The organism is Sphingomonas sp. SP3 (assembly GCF_058514305.1).
Genome location: NZ_JBZSOE010000001.1, coordinates 1112230 through 1135798, shown reverse-complemented (window position 1 = coordinate 1135798; position 23569 = coordinate 1112230). Strand labels below are relative to the sequence as shown.

At 64.6% G+C, this 23569-nt stretch carries 14 protein-coding genes and 1 tRNA gene; 4 read left to right on the top strand and 11 right to left on the bottom strand.

What is annotated here, in order from left to right; genetic code table 11:
* Positions 1-9: 9 nt before the first annotated feature.
* Positions 10-882, top strand: coding sequence for a metal-dependent hydrolase (locus AC4K8G_RS05960; RefSeq protein ID WP_491733246.1), 873 nt, complete (start codon positions 10-12; stop codon positions 880-882).
* A gap of 56 nt (positions 883-938) precedes the next feature.
* The gene (locus AC4K8G_RS05955) at positions 939-1646 is read left to right on the top strand and encodes a 2OG-Fe(II) oxygenase (RefSeq protein WP_491733245.1); all 708 of its coding nucleotides are present in this window, start codon (positions 939-941) and stop codon (positions 1644-1646) included.
* Here the strand turns inward: AC4K8G_RS05955 and AC4K8G_RS05950 are convergent.
* The 4 genes from AC4K8G_RS05950 to hspQ form a co-directional block, all read right to left on the bottom strand.
* Positions 1643-2197, bottom strand: a complete 555-nt coding sequence (locus tag AC4K8G_RS05950) for a GNAT family N-acetyltransferase (protein ID WP_491733244.1) — start codon at positions 2195-2197, stop codon at positions 1643-1645. The two genes, AC4K8G_RS05955 and AC4K8G_RS05950, sit on opposite strands and share 4 nt — an antisense overlap.
* A 186-nt stretch (positions 2198-2383) precedes the next feature.
* Positions 2384-2656: a 50S ribosomal protein L27 gene (gene rpmA / locus AC4K8G_RS05945; protein ID WP_491733243.1), complete on the bottom strand. Its 273-nt coding sequence runs from the start codon at positions 2654-2656 to the stop codon at positions 2384-2386.
* A 6-nt stretch (positions 2657-2662) separates the two neighbouring features.
* Positions 2663-3250 carry a 50S ribosomal protein L21 gene (rplU, locus tag AC4K8G_RS05940; protein ID WP_491733242.1) on the bottom strand — a complete coding sequence of 196 codons (588 nt, stop codon included), beginning with the start codon at positions 3248-3250 and terminating at the stop codon, positions 2663-2665.
* Between the two features lie 116 nt (positions 3251-3366).
* Positions 3367-3708 (bottom strand): heat shock protein HspQ, encoded by a 342-nt coding sequence (gene hspQ / locus AC4K8G_RS05935; protein WP_491734422.1) that lies wholly within the window; start codon positions 3706-3708, stop codon positions 3367-3369.
* A gap of 125 nt (positions 3709-3833) precedes the next feature.
* Here hspQ and AC4K8G_RS05930 point away from each other — a divergent pair.
* Positions 3834-3923: transfer RNA gene (locus tag AC4K8G_RS05930), tRNA-Ser, on the top strand.
* 32 nt (positions 3924-3955) lie between these two features.
* Here the strand turns inward: AC4K8G_RS05930 and AC4K8G_RS05925 are convergent.
* The 4 genes from AC4K8G_RS05925 to AC4K8G_RS05910 form a co-directional block, all read right to left on the bottom strand.
* The gene (locus AC4K8G_RS05925) at positions 3956-4216 is read right to left on the bottom strand and encodes a hypothetical protein (RefSeq protein WP_491733241.1); all 261 of its coding nucleotides are present in this window, start codon (positions 4214-4216) and stop codon (positions 3956-3958) included.
* A 139-nt stretch (positions 4217-4355) separates the two neighbouring features.
* On the bottom strand, positions 4356-5411 hold the full coding sequence (locus tag AC4K8G_RS05920) for a PrsW family glutamic-type intramembrane protease (protein ID WP_491733240.1): 1056 nt from the start codon (positions 5409-5411) through the stop codon (positions 4356-4358).
* A gap of 2 nt (positions 5412-5413) precedes the next feature.
* Entirely contained in the window at positions 5414-8500 is a 3087-nt protein-coding gene (locus AC4K8G_RS05915) for a hypothetical protein (RefSeq protein WP_491733239.1), read from the bottom strand.
* 70 nt (positions 8501-8570) lie between these two features.
* Positions 8571-10130 carry a hypothetical protein gene (locus AC4K8G_RS05910; RefSeq protein WP_491733238.1) on the bottom strand — a complete coding sequence of 520 codons (1560 nt, stop codon included), beginning with the start codon at positions 10128-10130 and terminating at the stop codon, positions 8571-8573.
* Between the two features lie 222 nt (positions 10131-10352).
* Here AC4K8G_RS05910 and AC4K8G_RS05905 point away from each other — a divergent pair, with 222 nt between their 5' ends.
* Entirely contained in the window at positions 10353-10628 is a 276-nt protein-coding gene (locus tag AC4K8G_RS05905) for a hypothetical protein (protein WP_491733237.1), read from the top strand.
* 16 nt (positions 10629-10644) lie between these two features.
* Here the strand turns inward: AC4K8G_RS05905 and AC4K8G_RS05900 are convergent, their stop codons facing one another.
* From AC4K8G_RS05900 to AC4K8G_RS05890, 3 genes are read right to left on the bottom strand one after another with little or no spacing between them, the layout of a single operon-like run.
* Entirely contained in the window at positions 10645-13719 is a 3075-nt protein-coding gene (locus tag AC4K8G_RS05900; protein WP_491733236.1) for a CHAT domain-containing protein, read from the bottom strand.
* A 26-nt stretch (positions 13720-13745) separates the two neighbouring features.
* Positions 13746-21896 carry a beta strand repeat-containing protein gene (locus AC4K8G_RS05895; RefSeq protein WP_491733235.1) on the bottom strand — a complete coding sequence of 2717 codons (8151 nt, stop codon included), beginning with the start codon at positions 21894-21896 and terminating at the stop codon, positions 13746-13748.
* On the bottom strand, positions 21893-23425 hold the full coding sequence (locus AC4K8G_RS05890; protein ID WP_491733234.1) for a ShlB/FhaC/HecB family hemolysin secretion/activation protein: 1533 nt from the start codon (positions 23423-23425) through the stop codon (positions 21893-21895). The genes AC4K8G_RS05895 and AC4K8G_RS05890 overlap by 4 nt, the downstream gene beginning before the upstream one ends.
* Positions 23426-23569 lie beyond the last annotated feature (144 nt).

Here is a 23569-nt window from a genome sequence, read left to right as displayed (position 1 = left end):
CTAGGCTTCATGACCGTGACGATTCTGCCAACACCGTCGGACCTTAGCATTACCCCCCGCGACCGCCGCTTCGGGCGCGACGTGTCGCATCGGCGACTTTGGCACGGCGGGCGCGTGGAAGCGACTGCAATTTACAATGCGTTATCCACGACCTTCCCGGTGGGCGAGGCCTTCTTCGTCGAAAGCGTGCGGAAGTTCCGCGAAGGGACGCCAGCTCGGCTGGCCGAAGAGATCAAGGCCTTCACCACGCAGGAGGCCATCCACAGCCGCGAACATGATGCGTTCAACAAGCGCGCAGCGGCTGGCGGCTACGACCTCTCGAAGCTCGAGGCGCAGGTCGAAAAAAGGCTGGCGGTCACGCGCGGAAAGCTGCCCATCGTGAGCCTGGCCGCGACCATGGCGCTTGAGCATTTCACCGCGATCCTGGCACACCAATTGCTCGCCGACCCGCGTCATCTTGCTGGCGCAGACAAGGCCGCCGCCGACCTGTGGCGCTGGCACGCGGTCGAGGAGATCGAGCACAAGGGCGTCGCCTATGACACCTGGCTGCACGCCACCCGTGGCTGGCCGCGCTTCAAGCGCTGGAAGGTCAAGGCCAAGGTGATGCTATACGTCACCCGCAATTTCCTGCTCGACCGGACCGCGGGCGCGCTTGAGCTGATGCGTCAGGACGGCGTAACCGGCTTCGAGGCATGGCGGCGGCTGCTGTGGTACGCCTGGGTCCGGCCCGGCATGTTCCGCAAGATCGCGGGGGCGTGGCTGCGCTATTTCCTGCCCGGCTTCCACCCATGGGATGAGGACGATCGCGCGTTGCTCGCCGCTTATGACGCGCACGCGCCGGCAGACACCGGGACCAAGCGGAAGGTGCGCCGCGCGGCCTGAAGTTCGGGCGCAAGCGGCGGGAGGCGCGATGCCTCGTGCACCGCTACACCAAGCCGATGACGATCGATTCACAAATTGACGCTGTCGACTGGAACGCTGTCTCCGCGTCACTCGATAAGCGCGGCTGGGCGACCATTGGCCCGCTCCTGACCGAGGATGAACGGCGCGAACTGATCGCCGCTTACGACCAGGACGTGCGCTTTCGCAGCACGGTCGTGATGGCGCGGCACGGCTATGGGCGCGGCGAATATCGCTATTTCGCCTACCCGCTGCCCGAAATGATCGGCGGGCTGCGCGAGCGGCTGTATCGCGCGCTGCTGCCGATCGCCAACCGGTGGCGAGAGATGATGGGCCAAGGCGAGCCCTTTCCCGCGACCTATCGTGAGTTCCTCGAAGGTTGTCATTCGGCTGGGCAAAAGCGCCCGACGCCGCTCCTGCTGCGCTACGGACCCGGCGACTATAATTGCCTCCACCAGGACCTTTACGGCGAGTGGGTGTTCCCACTCCAGGCGGCGTTCCTGCTGTCCGAACCGGGGCGCGATTTCACCGGCGGCGAGTTCGTGCTGACCGAGCAGCGTCCGCGCATGCAGTCACGCGTCGCGGTCGTGCCACTGAAGGCCGGCGAGGCGGTGATCTTCGCCGTCAATCACCGCCCAGTCCAAGGGACGCGCGGCGCCTACCGCGTCGCGATGCGCCACGGCGTGAGCGAGCTGTGCTCGGGCAGCCGCCATACGCTCGGCGTGATTATGCACGACGCTGCCTAGGCCGCGAGCGCCTCGTCGGCATCTTCGCCGGCACCGGACCCGTCGAGCCGGAGCTGCATCAGCCGCGCCGGCACTTCCTCGCCACGCGCGCAGCTCATCCGTGGCGCGATCACGCCGCGCGGGGTGAAGCCGAGCTTCTCGAGCACGCGCGCCGAAGCCGGATTATCAAGGAAGTGCGAGCCTTCGATCGCCGGAAGCCCTAGCGTCCGCGCGATGTCCACGAGCGCCAGGCAGGCTTCGGTCGCATAGCCCTGGCCCCAGTGGTCGCGAGCAATCCAGTAGCCGAGCTCGACCGAGCCCGACGGGCGCCGCGCCAAACCGCATTCGCCGATCAGCTCGGGCGCGCCATTGGTCCGGAGCATGATCATCAAGCAGGGAAGGAGAGGATCGCGGCTGCGCGCGAGATAGGCATCGGCATCGCGGACGCGAAACGGCCATGGCGGGCCGGCCATGTTCATCACGATCGCCTTGTCGGCAATCGCGCTGGCAAGCGCCGGCGCATCCTCCGGGAAACCCGGCCTCAGCAGCAATCTTGGCGTTCTCGCGAACATCTCATCTTCTCCTCGAGCCGGGCGCCTAGCGGTGTCCGGTGACAGTTTCGGGAGAAGATTGGGGCCCTTCCAAAACGAAAGAAGGGAGGAGAGGGGGCTTCCCTCTTCTCCCTTTTGGTCTCGATCTGGTCTTCTAGATCTCGTCCGGGCCGCCCCCTTGTGGAAGCGGTCCCTTTATAACCGCTCCTATTTCGCGCTTTCCGTAATCGCCGGCATGACGTGCACGTACTTGCGACCAAGCTTGCCGTCTCGGAACGAGACTTGGCCGTCGGTAAGCGCAAAAAGGGTATGATCCTTGCCCAGGCCGACGTTGTCGCCCGGGTGCCACTTGGTGCCGCGCTGACGCACGATGATGTTGCCGGCGCGAACGGTTTCGCTGCCGAACTTCTTCACGCCAAGGCGCTTGCTCTCGCTGTCGCGGCCGTTGCGGGACGAGCCGCCTGCTTTCTTATGTGCCATGTCGAATTACTTCTTTGGTGACTTCTTGGCCGCGCCCTTAGCAGGTGCAGCATTTTTTGTCGACGCCGTTTGTGCCTTTTTGGCCGGAGCGGCTTTCTTGGCGGCGGGCTTTTCGGCGCCGGCGGCCTTGGCATCGCTCGGCGCCGGGTTTTTGGTCGGCTTGCCGGCAACGTCGCTGGACTTCTGCGCGTCCGCGACGGCGGCGGGCTTCGCGGCCGCAGGTGCCGCTTCCTTGGCCGGCTTCTCAGCCTTGGGCGCGGCCTCTGCCTTCGGAGCCGCCTTCTTCTCTTCCTTGTGATCGCCGATGGCGACGATCTTCAGGATGGTGTGAAGCTGACGGTGACCCTGCTTGCGGCGATAATTGTGCCGGCGACGCTTCTTGAACACCGTGACCTTGTCGCCCTTGGCCTGGGCGACGATTTCCGCCGCGACGGTCAGGCCGTTGGTCGACTTCAGGCTGCCGCCGTCACCGGCGAGCAGGACGTCGCCCAGCGTGATCTTGTCACCGGCGTTGCCGTCGAGCTTCTCGACTACGATCTTGTCTCCGGGGGCGACGCGATATTGCTTGCCGCCCGTGCGCACGACTGCGAACATTGGCTCTTCTCTTCCAGACAGAATTTCGGTCCCGCGCGGGCGCGCGCTTCAAAAACGCTCGGCTCGTGGGAAGCGCGCCGCCTATGGCAGGGGGGCGCGGGTGTCAACCGTGGCGGCTATTGAACCTGGCCGAACCTCAGCTGGTAACGGCCGCCTTCGAGGCCGTCGAACATGGTCGCGATCGCGGGATGGTCGACCGGCTCGTCACTGTCATCCGGCACTAGGTTCTGCTGGCTGACATAGGCGACGTAGCTCGACTCCGCATTCTCGGCGAGCAGATGATAGAAGGGCTGGTCCTTCGACGGCCGGACATCTTCCGGGATCGATTCATACCATTCCTCGCTGTTGGCGAAGACCGGATCGACGTCGAAGATCACCCCGCGAAAATCGAACAGCCGATGCCGCACGACGTCGCCGATCGCGAAGTTGGCTTTAGGCATGTCGATCTTCTGGCCCATGGGGCGGGAACGCTCGGACGGTTCGAAAGGTGTCATGCTTCTATATCTAGGCAAGCATCGGCCTCGCTGCTAGAGCGCCGCCGCGACCAGCCGCATTCAGCGGTCAGCACCCCAAAATCTCTAGCGGAGAGGTGGCTGAGTGGTCGAAAGCACCGCACTCGAAATGCGGCGTACGGGCAACCGTACCGTGGGTTCGAATCCCACCCTCTCCGCCATTCACTTTCGACCGACCCACCCACTAGCCGCCTCAGCTGGCGTCGACCGCGTGGAAGCTGACGTCCCACGCACCGACCGAGCCTTCGACGTCGCCATTGCCGTAAATCTTCAGGTCGAAGGCACGATTGGCCTTGTCGTGACCGACCAGGTGGACGTCCCCGCGGCGGTCCACGGTTTGGTGGACGTCGCGAACCAGGCTGCAAAGCTGCTGTCCTCGCGCGGTCAGGCTCTGCGGTTGATGCATCACGGGGACCGCGTTCAACGCCACGGCCAGCACAGCACTCATAATCATACTCAAACTCCCTTTTTCGCAGCGTCACTGCTGCGGGGGAGCCAGTTCAAGGTTCATGCCAATCGGGATGGTCGTAAAATTACAATGGCTTAGGCGAATCTTGCCCGCCGCAAAAAGTGCTATATATTAGTAATACACCCTAAAGTCGGGCGATCCGCTGGCGAAGTTCGGCTACTTCCCAATGGTCGTTCCGGCTGAACGGAAGCAGCGCGCGCAACGCCGTGAACGTGCCTTTGCCAAGCGCGCGCTTTAGCCCGTCGAGCTCAGCCAGCGAGGCGCGGACCTGGGTCGTATCTACGGTCGCGTCGCCCGCGGCCTCCTCCATCATCGTCTCCTCGGCCTCCAGCACCAGCCACGCCTGAAGCTCCCAGTAGCGGCGGATGCGCTTGGCCGCCTCGGGGTCGAGGCGTTCGGCGAGCGCCGCGATCTTTCGGCCGCTGGCGCTGTCCGGCCATTGGCCGGCGCGCAAGGCGTCGAGCTGCGAGCGATGCTCGGCGGCCTCCTTTTCGAGCCAATCCTGCGCTTCTGCGGTGCCGAAGTGGAAGATGGCCATGATCGACAGCGGGGCGAAGATCGCCGCACCCATCATCGCGATAAGCGGCCGCTCGGGGAATTGGTTGAAGGCGGTGTGGATCGCGACTGCAACGAGATAGCCGGGCAGGAACCACAACAGGTTGAAGTTGAAATCGCTTGCTGCCTCGCGGTTTTCGCGCTCCGCGAACTCATGCGCGATCGCGGCCATTAGCGCGAGCGTCGTGCCATGCATGACGGCGGTACCGAGCCCGCGCACGAGCCACGTGCCTATCCCGTAATTGGGGAAGAGGGTCAGGTAGAGGATGTTCTCGACGACCGAAAAGCCGGCGCCGATGGCGAAGCCTGAGACTACCGCGTCGAGCTTGTAGCCGATCCGGTTGAACCGGAAGAGGCCGATCATCACGACCCCCTTTAGCGCCTCTTCGATCCACGGTGCGATGAAGCGGCTGTAGTTGGAAAAGCCGATCGGCAAGGTGTCAAGCATCCGGCCGGAAATCGGCCATGCGCAGCCAGCCGCGAGCGCGCCCAGAAGCAGTAGGAGGAGGATTTCGCGAAAGCGCATCAGCGCGAAAGCGTCGAGCCAGGTGAATATCCCGAGCAGCAGGAGCACCGGAACCAGGGCAAGGCCCCAATGGGCGGCTTCGGCGAGGAAATAAGCCATGGCTACATGATCTTAAGCGAAGCGAGCCATTCGGTCTTGCGATAATGGCCTTCCTCGAAACCGGCTGCCGCGCCGACTGACAGGACCATCGGCAGGCGGAGCGCGACCGTGAAGTTGAAGTCGAGCTGTCCGCCGACGTTCTGATAGCGGTGATGGCTGCCGTCGGGCGCTTCGGTCGCCATGATCCCGGCGAACGCCGCAGGACGAACGTAGCTTAGGTAGAAGGCGGGCACGCCGACTTCGGCGAAGCGGATCGGGGGAAGGTTAAGCTCGCCGGTGACCTTGCCGAACTTGCGCGCAGCAATCTCGTCGATGTCGAAGCCGGGCATGCTTTCCATCTCGCGGTAGCGTTTCACCGCCCGGTCATCGACATAGTTGTTGCGGAAGGAACCGAAATAATAAGCGGCCAGCGGGCTCAGCCGCTTGCCGCCGGCGATGCCGGCCTGCGCGTACAGCCACACCGAGCTGTTGTGCCACGGCAGGGACGTGCCGATGTCGAGGCCACCATAGACCTTTGGAAAGAAGTCGCCCTGCGCCTGGTCGGCCGCCGCCACGATGCGCCCGGCGATGCCCTTTTCATGATCCACGCCACCTTGGGACGACGTTGTATTTGTGTACTTAAGGCCGATCTCGCCCGATCGGATGTTGCTCGGGCTTGCGATGTTCTGCGCGCCCGGCAGTTCCTTCAGCCCGAAATAAGCCGCTGCGGACCCGAACAGGTCGAGCTGGCGCGGCGGATCGTAGATCAAGGGCTTGGTATATTCAGCGATCACCGCGTCGCCCTTGCGGCTGCGCAGCACCGGGCCGGCGAGGTCGTAAACATCGGCGAGATTGTGCCAGTAGGTAAACTTCCAGTTCGGCGTCTGATATTCGACGTTGGCGTGGAGGCGTTCCGAGCCGTGAACGCCGTAAGGGGACACCGCCAAGCTCGCGCTCAACTGGCGGAACTGAAGCGGGTCGGCAAGGTGAACATAATAGCCGAGGGCCGCCTTGCGATCGTAGCCTGAAACGATCGGGTAATGGGCGTCGAACCGCATCCGCTTCAGCGGTTCGTAGGTGCCGCGCTGGGTAATCAGGTCATCGAGCGGGACCTTGGACGGCGAGCCGACGCCCCATTCCTTAAGCTCGGGGCGGGTCTTCACGACCTCCGTTCCGAGGAAGCGGACGTTGGCGAGGTCCTGGCGGACTTCAGGCTGGATGATCGACGGATTGAAGCCGTCGCCCGCATAGTCATAGACCAATAACGAGCCGTCGGGCCGCTGCTGGGGACGGAAGAAGCCGGTCGAAGCGTTGGTCAGCACGTCATATTTGCCGCTCGCAATGTCGAGCCGGAACACGTTCGAAACGCCAGTGTAATAGGAGTTGCCGAGCAGCGCCTTGCCGTCCGGCGTGAAGGTGAACATCTCTGGCACCGAGGGCTGCAGGGAAAGCGTCGCGACGGGGTCGTCGGTGTCGCCGGCGAGAACGTCGTCCACCTTCCAAACTTCAACCGACTGCTTGGCGTCGATCGTGCTGCGCGACGCCGAGATCAGCGTGCCGTCAGGCGAGATGTCGAGATCGAAGATGATCTCGCCGTACCGGAACGTCTTGATCTGGTTGAAGCTGGTGTAGGGCGCCGGGATCCGGACCAGGGTGACGTAGCCGTTCTGGTGGCGGATGCCCCATAGGCTCTTGTCGGCCCTATTGAAGGCGAGGTCGCCGATGCGCGCGTCGGTCAACAGCCGGCGCTTCTTGCCGGTATCAACGTCGATCGCGTTCAAATCGCGATAGGCGTAATTCTCGTCGGTGTAGAAAGCGGTCCGGCTGTCCGGATCGAAGGCGACGCTGGTCACCTTGTACAGCATCATCCCGTTCAGGTCGGTGAGATGCGTGAGCTTGCCGGTCGAAAGATCCATGCGCCCCAGGAAACCGATGCGGCCGGGATAGCGGAAAGCCGCGATCAGGCTGTTGGTCCTGTCGTCGACGAAGCCACGCGACATCGAGCCGAGTCCGTGCGGGCTTAAGTGGCGAGGCTCGGTGATCGGATATTGCGCGAGTGCCGCTAGGTTTTCTTGCTGGAACTTATGTTCGAACGTGATCCAGTCGCTCCACACATCGTCGAGCGGGCGCCCGAACACATGCTCGAACTGGCTCGAGTAGAAGGCCTTTGAATCTTCCGAGCGCCGGAGCCATTCGACTGTCTTGTCGACCCCGTAGGTTAAGGCGAGATAGGAGAAGAAACGGGTGCCGTAGAGGTAACTATTAGCACCGACCTGGAAGTCGATCTGCGTGCCTTCGCTCTCTAGCCCAAGCGGCGAGAAGAAGCGCAGATTGTCGCGCACCTTGGCGCGGAAGACCATTTCGTCATAGCCGCCCTGCGCGCGTCCGAGGCCGCCTGCCATCCAGGTTTCGAAGAAGACCGCGCTTCCTTCCATGTACCAGCGGGGGGTCAGGTTCCGCGGGCTGGTCAGGAAATTCCACAGGATCGATTCCGGGTGCTTCTGCAGCGGCGCCGGCTTGCCGCCGAGGAAGTGGCGCCAGAAGGCGTCCTTCGAATTCCACACGTCGATTGCCGCGACGTGCGCGAGCTCGTGATTGTTTAGCGTGAAGAAGCGCTCGCCCGGCGAGAAGGTCTCCATCGAGAGCGACAAGGGCGCGACGTCGAGCAGCACCATGTTGCTTGGGCTGCCCAACGCCGCGGCGTTGCCGTAGTCCCCGAAGTCCTTGAGCAAGATCGTTGTCCGGTCCCAGGGCTTCCAGTTGAACTTCTTCTCGTGGAACGCGAGCGCGTTCTCGAATGCGCGGCCGAGATACGGCGTCAGATAGGTTTGAACCGGGTCGATGTAGAGCAGCGACAGGTTCTTGGTCTCGAGCGTCGACAGGTGGAAGCCCGACGCATCCTGCGGGACATGTTCGGTCTTGGGCTCGGGCGCGGTCGGCTTGGTCGGCTCCGGCTGAACGGGTTCAGCGACCGGCTCGTCGGTCGGAGGCGGCGGAACCGCCTCCGGCTTTTCAACTACAGTCGTGCTGTCCGCCGGGGGAGGAGGGGGCGGCTGGTCGGTGGGCGCCTGAGCGGCGGCAGCCGTTGCAAAAACGCATCCGGCGAGCATCAATGCTACATGAGCAAGGCGCCCGCCGGACCGTTCAACGCACATCAACCGGTCCCCCCAGACCGGGATATCAGTCGGCGTGCGACTGTGACACGCCAGCCTGGTTGAGTGCTGCATGCAGGTTCGGGTTGGCCATGACCGCGGCCATGCTCGGCTGAGCCGCGAGAGCTGCCAACGCCTTTTGGTTAGCGGCAAGAGCGGCAACCGCTTGCGGTCGGCCGGCAAACGCTGCGAACGCCTGCGGACTCGCCAGCATCGCCGCGAACGCTTGCGGGTTCTGCTGAGCAACCTGCGCAGCACTGGCATTGATCCGCCCCGCGGCGGCCGCTGACGCGACCAGCGAGTGAGCGTCCATTGCCTGCAGGGCCTTCGCCGCAGCGCTGATTTGGGCGGCGTTAGTCGCCATGTTCGAGAAAGCGCGGGCGTTGTTGCCCACCGCGGCGATCAACTGCGGGCTCATGGCGCGCGCGTTGCTCGCCAAGCTGGCGAAAGCCGCTGCGTTGGCGGCCATGGACGAGAACACCTTCGGATCGTTGCCAATCGCGTTCATTGCATTGTTGTCGCTGGCGAGGCGCGCGAAGGCAGCAGCATTGCTTGCCATGCGCGCGTCGGCCGCCGCCTTGGAAGCAGCATTGCGGAACGCGTTGGCGTTGTTTGCGAAGCTGCTGAATGCAGAAGGGTTCGCCATGATCGCAGCGAAGGCCTGCGGATGGCCGGCCAGCGCTGCAAAGGCCTTCGAATGCGAAGCGATCGCGGCCATAGCTTGCGGCTGCGATTGAAGCGCGTTGAAGGCGCCGCTGTTGCCAGCGATTGCGGCGATGGCTGCGTTCGACACGCCTGCCGACTGCAATTGATGAGCGGCCGAGGCGGCGCTGTTGACCGCGGCGGCCAGAGCCTGCGGCTGTCCGGCGAACGCCTTCCAGGAGGCCGCGCTCGCAGCAATCGCATTGAACACGCCCGGATCCTTGCCGATCGCGTTCATCGCATTGTTGTCGCTGGCGAGCTTTTGGAAAGCGGCAGCGCTGCTTGCCATGCGCGCATCTGCGGCCGCGCGTGAAGCGGCATCACGGAAAGCGTTGGCGTTGGATGCGAAATTGGCGAAGCCTGCGGGATTGCGAGCGATGGCGGCCAGCGCTTGGGGATGCCCGGCCAATGCCTGCATTGCGTCCGCATGTCCGGCCACCGCATTCATCAGAGCCGCGCTGGCCTGGTGCGACTGCCCCTGCAGCGCCGCAGAACTCTGCGCGGCCTGCGCCACGCCGGCGAACGCATTGCGATCTTTGGCGAGCGCGGAGAAAGCCTGCGGATTGCGCATCACTGCGGCCATTGCCTGCGGCTGCGAAGCGAGCGCGGCGAAGGCCGGGCTTGCCGCGAATGCGCGGAAGTTCGCGTCATGAACCATCAGCTCGAACGCGTCGGTCTGCATCAGTTCAGGTACTGCGGTATCGCCGAGCGTCACGTCCGCTTCGGAAACCTGGCTTGAAACATAGCGGTCGGCTGGGCCGACGGTCCCTTCACTCGGACCCAACGGCGGATAAACGCGGCCGAGACCATATGCTGCGAGCCCGAACGCCAGAACGCCGACGCCAGACAGAATCATCTTGCGATTGTTGGAAAGATTCGATGCCATTTTTGTGCCCCCTTGACTGAGTCAAGGAGTCGGTTGTGCGCCTGAGTTAATCCAAAGTCAATGAAAGTCGGCTTGTCGACTGCCATCTTAAATCATTGAAATAACAGCGTAAAGTTTCGGACGATGATTGATAAGACCGTGCCGGAAGCCAGATTCTTTCAACTGTTTTAACTATTTACCGTAAGAAGACCGAAACCGCGTCGCGACTATTCCGGGCCGTTCGTGATGGAGACGGTCATGTACGCCCGGTTGACGGTAATTGCTGCACTGACGATGGTGATGGGAAATCCGCTGCTCGCGGAGCCCGCGAAGAGTCGCGACCCGCAGCCTCACGCTCAGCCTGCAACGCCTCCAGCGGCTGTCGTTCTCGCTTCAGCCGAGACCATTGCCGCTTCGCCGCCCTCGGCCGACCAGCCGACTGCGCCGGTGAAGCGCCCACGCACCGCTCGCGTCACCACCTGCCGCTGCGGCGGACAGCAGGCGCAAGACCAGGAATAACGAATCCGCTGCGGCTCTAGTGAGCGGCGGCAATCACCTGCTTCGTGCGGATCACTGGAATCTCTCCGTCACCCACGGCCGCAAAAGCCGACCAGTAGAATGGGTGCGATGTATTCGGATCGTCCATCAATTGGCGCTGCGATAGCCTGAGCGCCGTCACGGTCGGCGTTCCAGGCGGCGCGGAGAACAACCCCGTCATTAGCCGCTGAGTCGCGTTAAAATCGTCCGGGACCGGCCAATGGCTGGCGAGCACCAATCGTCCGCCCGCCCCCACGAAAGCGCGAACCAAGCCGTCGAGCGCAACATCGCCGCCGGTCGCGAGGCCTGCTTGCTGGGTCGCTGCAGCACTCGCCTTTCCGGCGGTGTCGCAGGCCGACAGGATCACCAGATCAGCATCGAGGTGGAGATCGAAAATCTCGCGGAAGGTCAGCAACCCATCGGACCCCTCGCCGCCGAAGCTGGTTAGCAGCGCCGGCTGCGCGGCGCATTTCGGAGCGCGAGCCGTCACAACCCCGTGCGTGGCGAAATGGATGATGCGATAATCGCTAAGATCGGTGCGTGCCTCGAGGCCCGTGTCGGTGAAATTATCCTTGGTCAGGATCTGGACGCCGTTGGGATCGTAAGCTGCCAGGATGCTGCTCGCGACCTGCAGTTCCTTGGGCGAGATCGGATTGGCCCAGGATGACATCGGAAGCATGCAATCGCGGTCGGCCGCCGCGGGAACGACCTGGGCGGCCGCAGTTGGCGGGGTGTTCTCGCCAAGGCCGAGATATTCCTTGCGGCCGGCTGACGGCGGCGCGCTGCGCAGCTGGGCAAACGAGCGCGGCGAAACTGCGGTCGAAATGTCGCGATCACGGCCGAACCAGCTGATCCCGCGGAAGTCGAACTCGGCGTCGCCGCCGGCCGCCGCGCGCTTCGTGTAGGTGTCGACCGATGCTTGGTCCGCCACCAACAGGTTCGCGGGCAGGCGAAGCATCGCGCCGTCCGGCTCGAAGATCAGGTGCGTCACTGACGGCAGATCCGCGGCAAAGGGCGCGAACAGTTCCCCATAGATCTGGTGCGACAGAGCGACGTCGAACGGGTAAGTTGTGCGCTGGCCGTTCTCGACCGTGGAGATGGTCTCGCGAAGCGCATCGACCTGTTCACCAAGTTGGGCCGAGGTCATGTCGAGCTTCGCCGCACGGGCGCTCGTCGGCGTGATCATCATCGCGTACATGTGATCGCCGACCATCGTCATGCGGTAATAAGCTTCACCCGAGCGCAGTGATTTCTGAAGTTCGGGAAGCGTGATGACTTCGCTCGAAACGGCCCGATATCGCGGGAAACTTCCGAGCGCCGATTGGGTCGCAAGCTGCTCCTTTTGGGTCTGGCTTAGCGAAGCGCGAAGCGTCCGGGCGCGAACCATTTCCTCCGGCGTTGGCTTGGCCAGATCGTCATAGCGGGCAAGCTCGATGCGAGCGCGCTCGATCTGCCGGGTTAGGGTGACTGACTGGCGGAACAGTCGCGCGGCTTCGTCGGTGCCGCCGGTCAATTCACGGGCGAGCACCGCCTGGGTCTGGGCAAGGCCTGGCCGCACCATCAGCTGGGACGCGGCAAAGATCTCTTCCGTAGCAGCGGCGTCGCCGGTCTTCTTCAGAAGCAGGTCGACGTAGGGCCGCAAAACGTGCGCGAAGCTCGGAGGCAAATTGCTCGTGTCGGGCTGCGAATGGACGATATCGCGGAACATCGCTTCCGCGGTGGCAAGCTGGCCGGTCCGCGCGAGATAGCCCGCGAGGCGCGCCTTGGCGTTCAGCAGCGCGGCGGAACCTGGATAGTTCACGTCGAGGAGTGCGACGCCCTGGCGATAGAGGCGGTCCGCCTCGGCCATATTCTTCTGGTCTTCGGCGATGGCCGCGAGGTCGCCCATGATTTGGGCGCGCATCCACAAGATCGACGCGACCTTGCCGCCGCGAACCGCCTCGAGCTTGGCGTCGGCGCGGCGAAGCGCGTCCGTTGCCCCTGCGAGATCGCCGTTCAGGCGCAGCGACGTGCCGCGCAACTGGAGCGCCTGGCCGTCGAGGATTTCGGCTTTCTCGGCCGGAAGCAACTCGTCCGACTGTTGGCCGAGCTGTTGGCCGATCTTGGAGTCGGCGTTGAGGCGCTTGGCGGTCGATGCGTCGATCTGAAGCCCCCCAGTACCGTTCCCGCGCTCGGCATCGCGAACGGCTTTGGGAAGCGGCCTGTCGAGCTCGGCGAGGGCACCCTTTGAATCGCCCTGGTTCAGCTCATGAATAGCGCGGTAATTGCGCAGCCGGCGGGCGACGATCGGGTCGGCGCCAACCTGTTCGGAGGCACGAGCGAAAAGCGAATCGGCCTCCGCATAGCGGCCGAGATTCGACTTCTGCAGCGCTTCGTTGGCCAAGCCTTCCGCCCGGCTCAGGGTCGCGACATCACCGGCGTTGCTGACAGCCGCGAAGAACTCCGCAGCCTCGGCGTAGCTTCCCGCATTGTTGCGGCGATAGGCCTCCGCGAGCGCTTTGGCCGGATCGAGTGTGCCAGCCTGCACGCGGGCAAAAGCCGCCGGGTCACCGGCGCCAGTCGTCGCGATCGAGATTTCACCCTTTGCGGGCTGATCGGCGACGATGCTGCGCAGCCCGAGCTGAAGAGCGCTGTCGTAACCCGCGAGGCCTTCTGACGCGTAGAACAACTTGCCCTTGCGGAACTGGTAGACCCGATAGGCGACGTCCGCGTCCTTCATCTTGCAGTCGATCGCTTCGACTTGGCCGAGGTCGGGAATGTTGGCTGACGACGGGGCAGAGCAGGTGACCTGGTCAGCGCGTGCAGCTGCCAGCCGGCCGGGCGCGCTCGCAACGTCGCGCAGCTTGTACATCCTGCCCACGGGCAGCGACGCGTCGCGGCAGGTGATCGAATAGCCGGCGTCGAACATGTCGTTCAGCGCCTTGTCGGTGGCCACGCTTTGCGCGGAGCAGAAGCTGGTGCCGCTGTTCCCGATGCGGAAACTGTCGCGGACGCTTAGGGGCGCCGCAGGGGCCGAAGCCGTGACCGCGATGCAGCAGGCTGCTGCCGCGAGAGTCAGGACTGATTTGGCCATGTCACTCTCCCATCAATTCGGGCCCATCAGAACCCGGGCCCACCGTCGCCGCCGCTGGTGATCGGCTCATCGACCGGCGCTTCGATGTTCACAGGGCCGGTGTTGATGATGCCCAGCGTGGCATCGACGTTGGTCTTTTCGTCACCCTTGTCGTCAGAGTCGCTGTCGTCGCTGTCGCTGTCGTCGCTGCTTCCCTGATCCATGTTCGGCTCGGCCGGATCGCTCACGCCAAGGTCGAGCGGGCTCGTCATGTCGCCGATCGGCCCGAGGATGCTTTCGACCCCGCCCACGGCCGGCGGAACGTCCGGCGGCGGTGGTGGTGGCGGCGGCGGCGGCGGTGGCGGCGGCGGCGGAGGCGGCGGAGGCGGCGGAGGCGGCGGCGGAGGCGGAGGCGGAGGCGGCGGGGTCGTGCAGGTACCGACCGGGCAGCCGTTGATCGTCGAGCTGGTCGTGAAGCTGCCCGATACTTCGACCGAATTTTCCGCGAAATCGTCGCCCGAGACGACCGTCCCGTTGGCCTTCACCTGGCGGCCGTAGGCGATAACGTTGGCATCGTCCTCACCGAGGTTGGTGATGGAGAGGCCGCCGCTGCCGACGCTGATGCCTCCGGTGTTACTCTCGGTGCCGCTGTTCTGCACCAGGAAGCTGCTGCCCAACATCGTCACATCGACTTCGCCCGCGCGAATGTAACCTTCGGGCAGCGACGTGCCGTTGTTGGTCGCCAGCGCATCGGCGAGCCCGTCGAAGTTCGGATCTTCAGCGAGCTGGTCGAGGATTGACTGGTCGGCGACCCAGATGTCGTGGGCGGTCATTTCGAGCGTTCCAGCATAGGCTTCCGAGGAATCGGTGATCGAAATGCCGCCGAAGTCAGTGTTGACCTGGATCGAATCGCCCGCGGTAAGCGTCAGGCTGTCGGTTGCGCCGGCATCTTGAAAGTCGACAATGCCCGCGACGTAGATCGATCCGTCGGTGTTCAGCGTCACATGACTGACGCCCGGATCTTCGCTTCCCGAGCCGTCGATGTTCACATTCCCGATGATGAAATCGGGCGTGCACTCGCAATCGCCGGCGACCGCGTTGAACGTGATGTTCGTCGCGCTGATGTCGCCGTCTTCGTCGAAGTGATAGCCGCTCGGGACTTCGCCTTCGAACCCACCAATCAGCACCGGATCGCCGTCGCTGATGGCGTTGAAGGTTAGGTCGTCCGTGACGCCCCAGACGCCCACGCGAGCCCCGTCGAAAATGTTGATGTCGCGAGAGGTTACGGTGATCGTCGGTGCAGATACCGTTCCGTAGAAATTGGCGCCTTCCGCGGCAGTGAAGGACGCTTCGCCATCAACCGACACGCTTCCGATCGCAAAGTCGCCGCCCGAGACCACGCTGAGCGAGTCCGCGGAAATGGTTCCTGCGCAATCGCAATCGCCGGCGTTGATGCTGACGAAACCGTCGGCGCCGGTTGCGGTCAATTCGGCTTCGCCGAGATCCGCGGTCATCCCGTATCCAACGCTGACGCTCAAGGTGCCGCCGTTGGTGCCGCCGTCGGCTGACCCATAGGTTCCGCCGAAATCGAACGAGGCCGCCTGGCTGTCCGAGCCGTAAGCAGCGATGAGCGCAATATCGCCGCCGTCGGTCGCGCCGCCGGCATATAGCGACATGATGTCGGCCGACATGGATGCGCCACTGGCGCGTACGGTGATCGAGTTTCCGGCACCGACCGGAGGACCCTCGCCGCCAAGACCCGACCCGACATTTCCGGAAGCGCGGAGAATTGCTGTGCCGAGGGACATCGTCGTCGCCAGCCCGGAATCGTAGGAATCGGCGATCAAGCTGACGTCGCCGGCGTAGCCGCTGCCGGCGTAGGTGCCATCACCGCCAACCGCGTCGGCCGTAAGGGTAAGGTCGCCGCCGGTCAGGCTTCCGCCCGCGCGGACTTCAACGGAAGCCTCGCCCGCGCTCGCGTTGCCGCCGGTGCCGGTGCCGCCGTCGTTCGCCAAGGCGTCGGCCAAAACCTGCGCGTTGTTGGTGAAGCTTGCGGAGCCGCCATCGACCAGGAAGCTGCTGGTGCCGCCTTCAGCCGAGCCGCCGTCGATCCCGCCGGAGCCGCTCGTTGCGACCGTGGAGATCAGGATCCGACCGGCCGACATGCTGCCGTTGATGGTGAGCGATCCGTTGCCGCCTGCGGCGTCACCGCCGTAATCGACACCGTTACCGCCCTGCGCGCGGCCGGTAGCCTGGACGAGGCCGCTGACCGTGAGCGATCCGTTTACGTTAATCGACGAGTTGCCGCCGGTCGCATCCCCGGCCGAGGTGCCCGCGCCGCTTTGCGCGAATGCCGTAATTACGAGCCCGGTCGGACCCGCCGGCGTTCCGCCGAAGCTCGCGTCGCCGTCGATGGTCGCGCTGCTGTTGCCGCCCTGCGCGGATCCGCCGTTGCCATTCCCCGCGGTACCATTGCCACCGGCGCCGCCGGTCGCACTTGCGACTCCGCTATAGGCGGTCGCGGTGAATGAGCCGGCACCGCTAACGGTGAGGCCTGTGTTTCCACCTTCAGCGTAGCCGCCATTGCCGCCAACGCCGCTCGATCCCGCGCCGCCGCTTCCGCTGTGGCCACTCGCATAATTGAACACCGAGCCGCCCGAGGCCTCGACTGCACCGATGCTCAGATAGGAATCGCCGCCGTGGCCGTCGCCGGCATTGCCACCCGTCGTTCCGTCGCCACCGTCGCCGCCGACCCCAAAGACCTCCATGGTGAGGTTGCCGAGGCTAAGATTTGCCGTGCTGGCCTCGAGGAGCGTGTCGTTGGTCGAGAGCTGAACCGTTCCGCCCCAGCCGTCGCCACCGATTCCGCCAGCGATTTCGCCGTCCTGATCGAGAGCGTTGCCACCCTGGCCATCGGCCGTGAGGGTGGTGGCGCCGCCGAAGGTCAGCGATCCGCCGGCATCGCCCATGGTCACGAGCACGTCGCCGCCGTTGGCATTGCCGCCGTTGCCGCCGGTCCCGCCCGTGGCGTTGGCGGACACGGTGCCGGTCATATCGATCGCTCCTCCGCCCACGAAGATATTCGATTGACCGCCATAGGCGTCGCCACCGGCGCCGTTCACGGCGCCGTTGCCGCCAGTCGCGTCAGTGCTGACCGTCGTGGTGCCGTTCGCGGCGATCGAGCTTGGGCCAAACGCGCTGAGCTCTGCATAGCCGCCAAGCGCATAACCGCCGTCGCCGCCATTGCCGCCCGTCGCCGTCGAGAGGACCTCGAATTCGCCGCCGATCATGGCGGTACCGCCGGTCGCGGTGAAGACCGCGCCCGTGTCTCCCGCAAATTCGCAGTCGCAGAAGACGAAGCCGTAGCCCGTGCCACCGGTCCCGTTCGTCGAATTGCCGCCGGTCGCGTTGGCCGAGATGGTCGTCCAGTCGTCGACCTGGATTGACCCGCCGCTGTTCAGCGTCACGGTCGACAAGCCGGAGAACGCGGTGCCGCCGTCATAATTGGTGGCATTGCCGCCGGTGGCGTTGGTGCCGACGTACATCATGCCTGAATGAAGCGTGCCGTTGACCGTGATCGAGGCCGTGCCGGCGAGACCGTTGCCGCCGTAATTCTCGCCAATTCCTCCGAGTGCCTGGGCCGAGGATTGTACTCGGCCGCCCGCGGTCAGGCTTCCATTGACGGTGAGCGAAGCGGAGCCCGCGGTGGCGTCGCCGCCGCTGCTGCCATCGCCGCCCTGGGCGAAAGCCGAAATGTGGAAAAAGTCGTCGACCGTTACCGTGCCATCGATTGCCCCAGTCGTCATGCCCGACTCGGCGTTGCCACCGGCGCCGGATCCAGCCTCCCCGGAGCCGCCATTGCCGCCGAACTCTTCGTCGTTCAGCGTATCAAAGCCGTTGAGGGCGTGCGCCACCCCCGTATAGCTCGTAGCCGTAAGCGAACCTCCGGCATTCACGTTAAGGTGGGTTTCACCTCCGAACGCATCGCCGCCATCTCCGCCAACGCCGGTGGTTCCGTCGCCGCCATTACCCCCGAATCCCAGGGCGCGGATGAGAATATTGGCCGAATCGAGCGTGCCGCCCGAATAGATGGTGACGGTCGAACTTCCCGCGGCGCCAGTGCCGCCGGAGCCGCCATCGACGCCATCGCCGCCGTTGCCGCCAAATCCGCTGGACCGCATGGTGAAATCACCCGTCGTCGCATCGCCATGGATATCGACGTTTACCGACCCGCCCTGGCCATCTCCGCCAACGCCGCCGGTTCCTGACTCATTAAAGGAACCCTGTCCGCCGCCACCAGTTGCGAAGAGGTCCGATTCACCCGTCACGCTCAAGGTCGAGCCGGCGCCGACGGAGAGACTGACCGCGCCGCCCTCCCCGTAACCGCCCGTGGAACCCGTTCCGCCCTGGGCGTGGGCATCCAAGGTGAGGGTGCCTCCGAGGGTGGCGATCCCGGCGATCGTATTAAAGGTGGCGCCGCCCGGGACGAAGCCCTCCAGTTCGGACGGGCGAGATCCGTACGCGTCGCCGCCATTGCCGGTGGTCGAATTGCCTCCGGTTGCCATGGTTTGGACGCTGACGTTGTCGGCGGTCAACGAACCAGACTGAAGCGCAAGGGTCGCGGCTCCGCTGTGAGCCGTGCCGCCGTCATAGTTAGTCGCATTGCCGCCAGTAGCATCCGTTGCGACCACGACAGATCCTGCGGAAACGTCGCCGTTGATCGTGATCGAGGCGGTGCCGCCATTGGCTCCGCCGCCGTAATCCGCTCCGGTGCCGCCCGTGCCGCGGCCGCTCGCCTGAAGAAGTGTGCCGCTGGTGAGCGATCCATTCACGGTGATCGACGAGCTGCCGCCTTGAGCAGAACCGCCATCCTGGCCATTGCCGCCCTGGGCATAAGCCGTGGCCACGAAGCCCAAGATTGCGTCGTCAGGGCCGCAGTCGTCGCAGCCGACAGCGTTGGCCGTTCCATCGATCGTAACGATGTTAGTGCCGCCCTCGGCGAATCCGCCAATTCCACTGCCCGCGGTTCCCGAGCCGCCATTGCCGCCTTGAGCATTGGCGAAAGCGGTGAACGCGAACACGTCCATCAAGCCATTATCGCCGACAGTGATGACGTTGTTGCCGCCGTGACCTGAGCCGCCCGAGCCGCCGGTGCCAGCGCTCGCGGTCCCGCCTCCGCCCCCGACGCCGCGGCTAAGCACTGTGAAGTTGCCGGCTGCGAGCGAGCCATCGACGATGACGGTGCTGTTGCCGCCCTCGCCGTCCCCGCCGCTGCCCGCCAGCGTGCCGTTCCAACCGGCCCCGCCCTTGCCGCGATTGTCGATGAAGATTTCGCCCGAGGGGATGATCTCGTCGTCGAGATCCATCCCGCCGTCGAGACGACCGCCCGCGTTCACAACGATGGCGGAATCGCCGCCGTAGCCGTCACCGGCGTCATCGGTGGTGCTGTCCCCACCGTACCCGACCGAGCTCAGGTTGATGTCGCCGGTGACGGTCATGTTCGCATTGTCATCAACCAGCAGAAGGGTGCCGCCCGCGTCGCCGCTGCCACCGAAGCCGTCCCCGCCGGTCGCTCCGTCGCCGCCGCTACCGTCGGCGTTGAGCGTCACGGTGGTCGCTTGGGTATCGCCTTCCGCGACGAATAGCGCGGCACCGCCGGTGCCGTTGCCGCCATTGCCTTCGCTAGCACCGTCGCCCGCGCCGCCATCGCCGCCGGTCGCGCTCGCGTTGGCCGAAACGTCGGTGAATTGCGCCGAACCGGAAGTGTCGATCGGGGCGCCAGGGGCAAGGGAGTTCCAGGTCCCGGCCTCGACGTGTCCGCCGAGCGCATCGCCGCCGTTGCCGCCAACTTGGCCCGTGCCGCCAACGCCCCCGACGCCGCCGAGGGCGGTCGACGTAAGGTTGACCACGGTCAGCGAAAGATAACCGCCGTTGATATCCGCAAGAGCGAACGAGCCGCCGGTGTCGAAACCTTCAAACTGGCCGCCGGTCGCCGATCCGCCGGAGCCGGCGCCGATCGTATCGCCATCGCCTTGGCCGCCGCTGCCGCCATGGGCATTGCTGCTGATGGTTGCGGTCGATCCGGTGATCGAGCCCGCTGTTCCACCCTCGCTGGAATCGGCCTCGATATAGGCGACGCCGCCGATGCCTGCGCCGCCTGCGCCACCGAAGCCGGCAGTCGCGTTTCCGCCGGTTCCTTCGGCTCCGGCATAGGTGTCGCCGCCCAGCGTAACCGATCCGCCGGTCGAGCCGACGCCCGCGTGTCCGCCGGCGCCGGCGCCGCCATTCTGGCCGGTTCCGCCGACACCGTTGGCCGAGAGCAATATATTGCCGCCGATGCTGACGACGCCGCTTCCGGCCGAATAGACGTCAACGATTCCGCCGTAACCCGCGCCGCCGTCGACACCGGCCGTGGCTGCGCCGCCGGTGCCATTCGCGTTGGCGGTCACAGTGCCATCGATCGTCAGTGTCCCTCCGGGGGCGCCGATGTGAATCTCGCCGGCACGGCCTTCGCCGCCGGGTCCCTGCTCCAGCGCCAGTTGCTGGCCGCCAGTCGCGTTCGCGCTGGCGTCGAGATTGCCGTTGACGGTGATCTCACCGCCCTGGCTCGGGTTCATGTCGATTACGCCGCCAAGCGCGTCGACCAGCTGCCAATCTTCCGATCCGCTGTTGTCGTGCGCGACCGCATTGGCCGAAAGCGTCAGGTCTCCGGTCGTGAAGGACCCTTGGTTCCCGTCTGCGTCGGACGCGCTGATGTTGATCGTGCCGCCGCGCCGTTCGTCACCGTAGCCGTTTTCGGGATCGTCGATGCCGTCCATGTTGACGATGGTGTCGCCGCCGACGGAAATCGTGCCGCCGTAAGCGTCGATCTGCGCACTGCCGCCGTAACCAGGATAGAATTGCGCTTTCATGTCGAGGTTGCCGCCGATCGTGATCGACGCGCCGACATCGGTTGCGACCTTCAGCTGAACGTCAGGCTGATACCAGGTGTTTTGGCTGTACATCGTGACATCGCCGTCGACGTTCAGCGTGTTGCCGTTGCTGGCATTGAGGGTGATGCTTCCGCCATCCCACGGATCGATGCTGTTAAGCGTGACATCGCCCTTGAAATCGATGCCGCCATCGTCGGCACCGACGTAGATCGAGCCGTTGGAAATGGCGACGAGGTCGGACAGGTAGGTGCCAGGATCGATCTGCATCGATCCCGCATCGTCGACGCTCGAATTATAGCTGTAATTGAGGTCGCCTTCGAGGTCGTGAAGATTGTAGCCGGTCGTGAGGACGATCTGGCCGTTCTCATAGCCCGCGACGCCTGCGTCGAACCCGGCGGTCCCACCGAGCAACATCGTCAGCGCCTGGTTCTTGGGTACTGCGACCATGTAGATCTTGTGATTGTCGCTGAGGCTTGCGTCGTCGCCACCGGTTGTGGACCCGCTGTGCACCACACCCTGATCATCGTCCGTGCCACCGCCGAGATCGACCTGGATGTCGAACAATCCCTGATTCATCGTCATCGTCAGGCTTTCGGCAGCGACATAAGCCGCAGACCCGTCCACCTTAACGGTACCGCTCTGAACGACGCGCGGCGCAACCAGCGCGACATAACTGTTCTGCTGAAGCGCGTTGACCTGGCCGCCCATGGTGATCGGGCCGCCGTCACCGGTCTGCTTGGAGAAGGAAGCGTTAAACCCGTTGGCGCTATTGCTGATGAGGTTGGGCGTTAGCGAAGTCAGCAGCAGTCCGCCGACATCGAACACCGCGCCCGAGCCGACGACTATTCCGCTCGGCGCGTAGAACCAGACGTTACCGCCAATTGCGGAGGAGTTGCCCTCAAGCGTCGAGATCACATGGCCGTTGAGCTGGATCGGGTTTGAGCCGTCGGCCGGCGTGACCTTGTTCAGCACGGTGTAGTCGGTGACGCCGACGTTGCTGGTGAAGGTCGCGGTGTTCCCATTGGGCAGGAAGTTATTGTCGGTCGCGGTCCAGTTGAGCGTCGTCGCCGAGCTGTTGACGGTGATTGTTTCCGTACCCGTGCCCGTGTTCGACCGCGTTGCGTCAGGCGTGGGCGTGAAGCTGCCGTTGAACGCGTCCGCGCGCGCCTTTTGTGGCGCCATGGTGACGGCGGCGATGGCGAGCGATGCGCACGAGATGAGCAACTTGCTGTTCACGCGATGCGCGCGGCGAACGGTCGGTTTCATCGATAACTCCATGGCCAAAGCCGAGTGGTAAGCGAGAGGAGGAAGCGCGGGTCGGGGCGCTTGTCGTCGATACCGACCCGGGTGAGCGGAACGGCAACCGACGCATCGAGCGCGAAGCGGTCGAAGTTGACGCGCGCGCCGCCGCCGACGGAATTGAGATGTTCTGAGCCGGCGACGACGGTCAGGACGTCGCGGTTGCGGACCAGCGCGTGGTCCCAGAATGCATAGCCCTCGATCGCCGGGCGACGGGCGCTGGCCGGGATTTTGCTGCCGTAGCGGATTTCCGCCTGGCTGCCGAAGCCCATGTCGCCGAGCAGTGCGCCGGGATCGTAGCCGCGGCCCGCGGTGTAGTTGCCCGCCGAAAATTCCTCGAAGCTCGGCAGCGGCTTCCACGCATATTGGGCGCGGATGCCAAGCGCCAGCGTCAGCTTCGGTATGGGGCGCGCTTCGCCGTACATCGTGTAGCGAAAGACCGTTGCATTGAATCGGCCCTCAAGCCGGCTCGGTCCCACGTTGCCAACGCCCGTGCAATCGGCGAAGCCGGGTCCGCAATCGGTCGCCCCGAAAATATTCAGTCCCTGGCGAAGCTCAAACAGGGCGGTCGCGCGCCACGGCGGCTCTGCTTGCGAGTAGCCGGCGGTGGTGAAGTCGGTCTTCTGCGTGTCGAAGCCGAGGCGAAGAAAGCCGACACGCAACCGATCGCGTGACAGATCGAGCGTATGGTTCAGCCGGACGTCCTGATTGACATAGTCCATGCCGACCGAGCCGCGCAGGGACAAAGCCTGGCGGCGCATGAACGGATAGCCAACCTCGAACGTGTTCAGGAGCGTGCGTGCAAGAACGCTTGCGTTGGGGACTGTCGGCTTGGCCCAGGCGTATGTGAAACTGTCGGAAATGCTGAGCCCGCTGGGGCCGACATGGAAGTCGTGGCCGACCTGTACCGTTTGCTGCTCGTGAAAATCGGAGGTGCTGAATACGGACAGCATCGTGCGGTCGCCGAGCCCGGTAAGGCCGTAGATCTGGCCGCGAACCAGGCCGCCCCAACGCCCGAGCGCCTTGGATCCGCCATTCTGGACATTGAAGTCGGCGTAAGCCGGCGTGCGCTGCACGGTGACGTCGCCGATCACGTCGCCGGGAACGGTGCCCGCGGGCCGCAGGGTCAGGCGGACGTTGTAGCCTGGAAGGTCGCTCGCGAGCAGTAGATAGCGCTCGGCATCATAGCGGTTGAACACCGGCTGCTTGGTGAGCTGGTTTAGGTAGCCCGCGATGACGGATTCGGCGCCGGTCGCATCGCCGCGCACACGCACCGACGTTAGATGCGCCATCAGTACCTGGAAGCGGACATTGCCGTCGGCAATGCGCTGCTCGGGCACCTGGACGGCGGCGATATAACCGGCATTGCGCAGGATCGTCGCCGCGCGGTCGCGGATTTCGCACACAACTGCGATCGGAACATCGCGTCCGATAAAGGGCGAGTAAGCCGACGAAAGCTGCTCGCGCGTCAGGCCCTTGAGGCCGTCGAACTGCACGTCGCGAAGCGTCAGGTGAATTGACTGATAATCGGGCCCGTCGAGGGCGCACGGGGCCCGCTCGACACCGCCCTCGACTTCAAGACGGGGAGGCCCCGGCTGGGGCGGGGGCTCAACTGGACGAGTGACTTCTTCGCGGGTCGG

Coding starts and splice junctions, on each gene's coding strand:
- hspQ (WP_491734422.1), bottom strand. CDS start 3,708: ATGGGCCAGAAGATCGACATGCCTAAAGCCAACTTCGCGATCGGCGAC.
- AC4K8G_RS05895 (WP_491733235.1), bottom strand. CDS start 21,896: ATGAAACCGACCGTTCGCCGCGCGCATCGCGTGAACAGCAAGTTGCTC.
- AC4K8G_RS05920 (WP_491733240.1), bottom strand. CDS start 5,411: ATGGCTTATTTCCTCGCCGAAGCCGCCCATTGGGGCCTTGCCCTGGTT.
- AC4K8G_RS05950 (WP_491733244.1), bottom strand. CDS start 2,197: ATGTTCGCGAGAACGCCAAGATTGCTGCTGAGGCCGGGTTTCCCGGAG.
- AC4K8G_RS05910 (WP_491733238.1), bottom strand. CDS start 10,130: ATGGCATCGAATCTTTCCAACAATCGCAAGATGATTCTGTCTGGCGTC.
- rplU (WP_491733242.1), bottom strand. CDS start 3,250: ATGTTCGCAGTCGTGCGCACGGGCGGCAAGCAATATCGCGTCGCCCCC.
- AC4K8G_RS05915 (WP_491733239.1), bottom strand. CDS start 8,500: ATGCTCGCCGGATGCGTTTTTGCAACGGCTGCCGCCGCTCAGGCGCCC.
- AC4K8G_RS05960 (WP_491733246.1), top strand. CDS start 10: ATGACCGTGACGATTCTGCCAACACCGTCGGACCTTAGCATTACCCCC.
- rpmA (WP_491733243.1), bottom strand. CDS start 2,656: ATGGCACATAAGAAAGCAGGCGGCTCGTCCCGCAACGGCCGCGACAGC.
- AC4K8G_RS05955 (WP_491733245.1), top strand. CDS start 939: ATGACGATCGATTCACAAATTGACGCTGTCGACTGGAACGCTGTCTCC.
- AC4K8G_RS05925 (WP_491733241.1), bottom strand. CDS start 4,216: ATGATTATGAGTGCTGTGCTGGCCGTGGCGTTGAACGCGGTCCCCGTG.
- AC4K8G_RS05900 (WP_491733236.1), bottom strand. CDS start 13,719: ATGGCCAAATCAGTCCTGACTCTCGCGGCAGCAGCCTGCTGCATCGCG.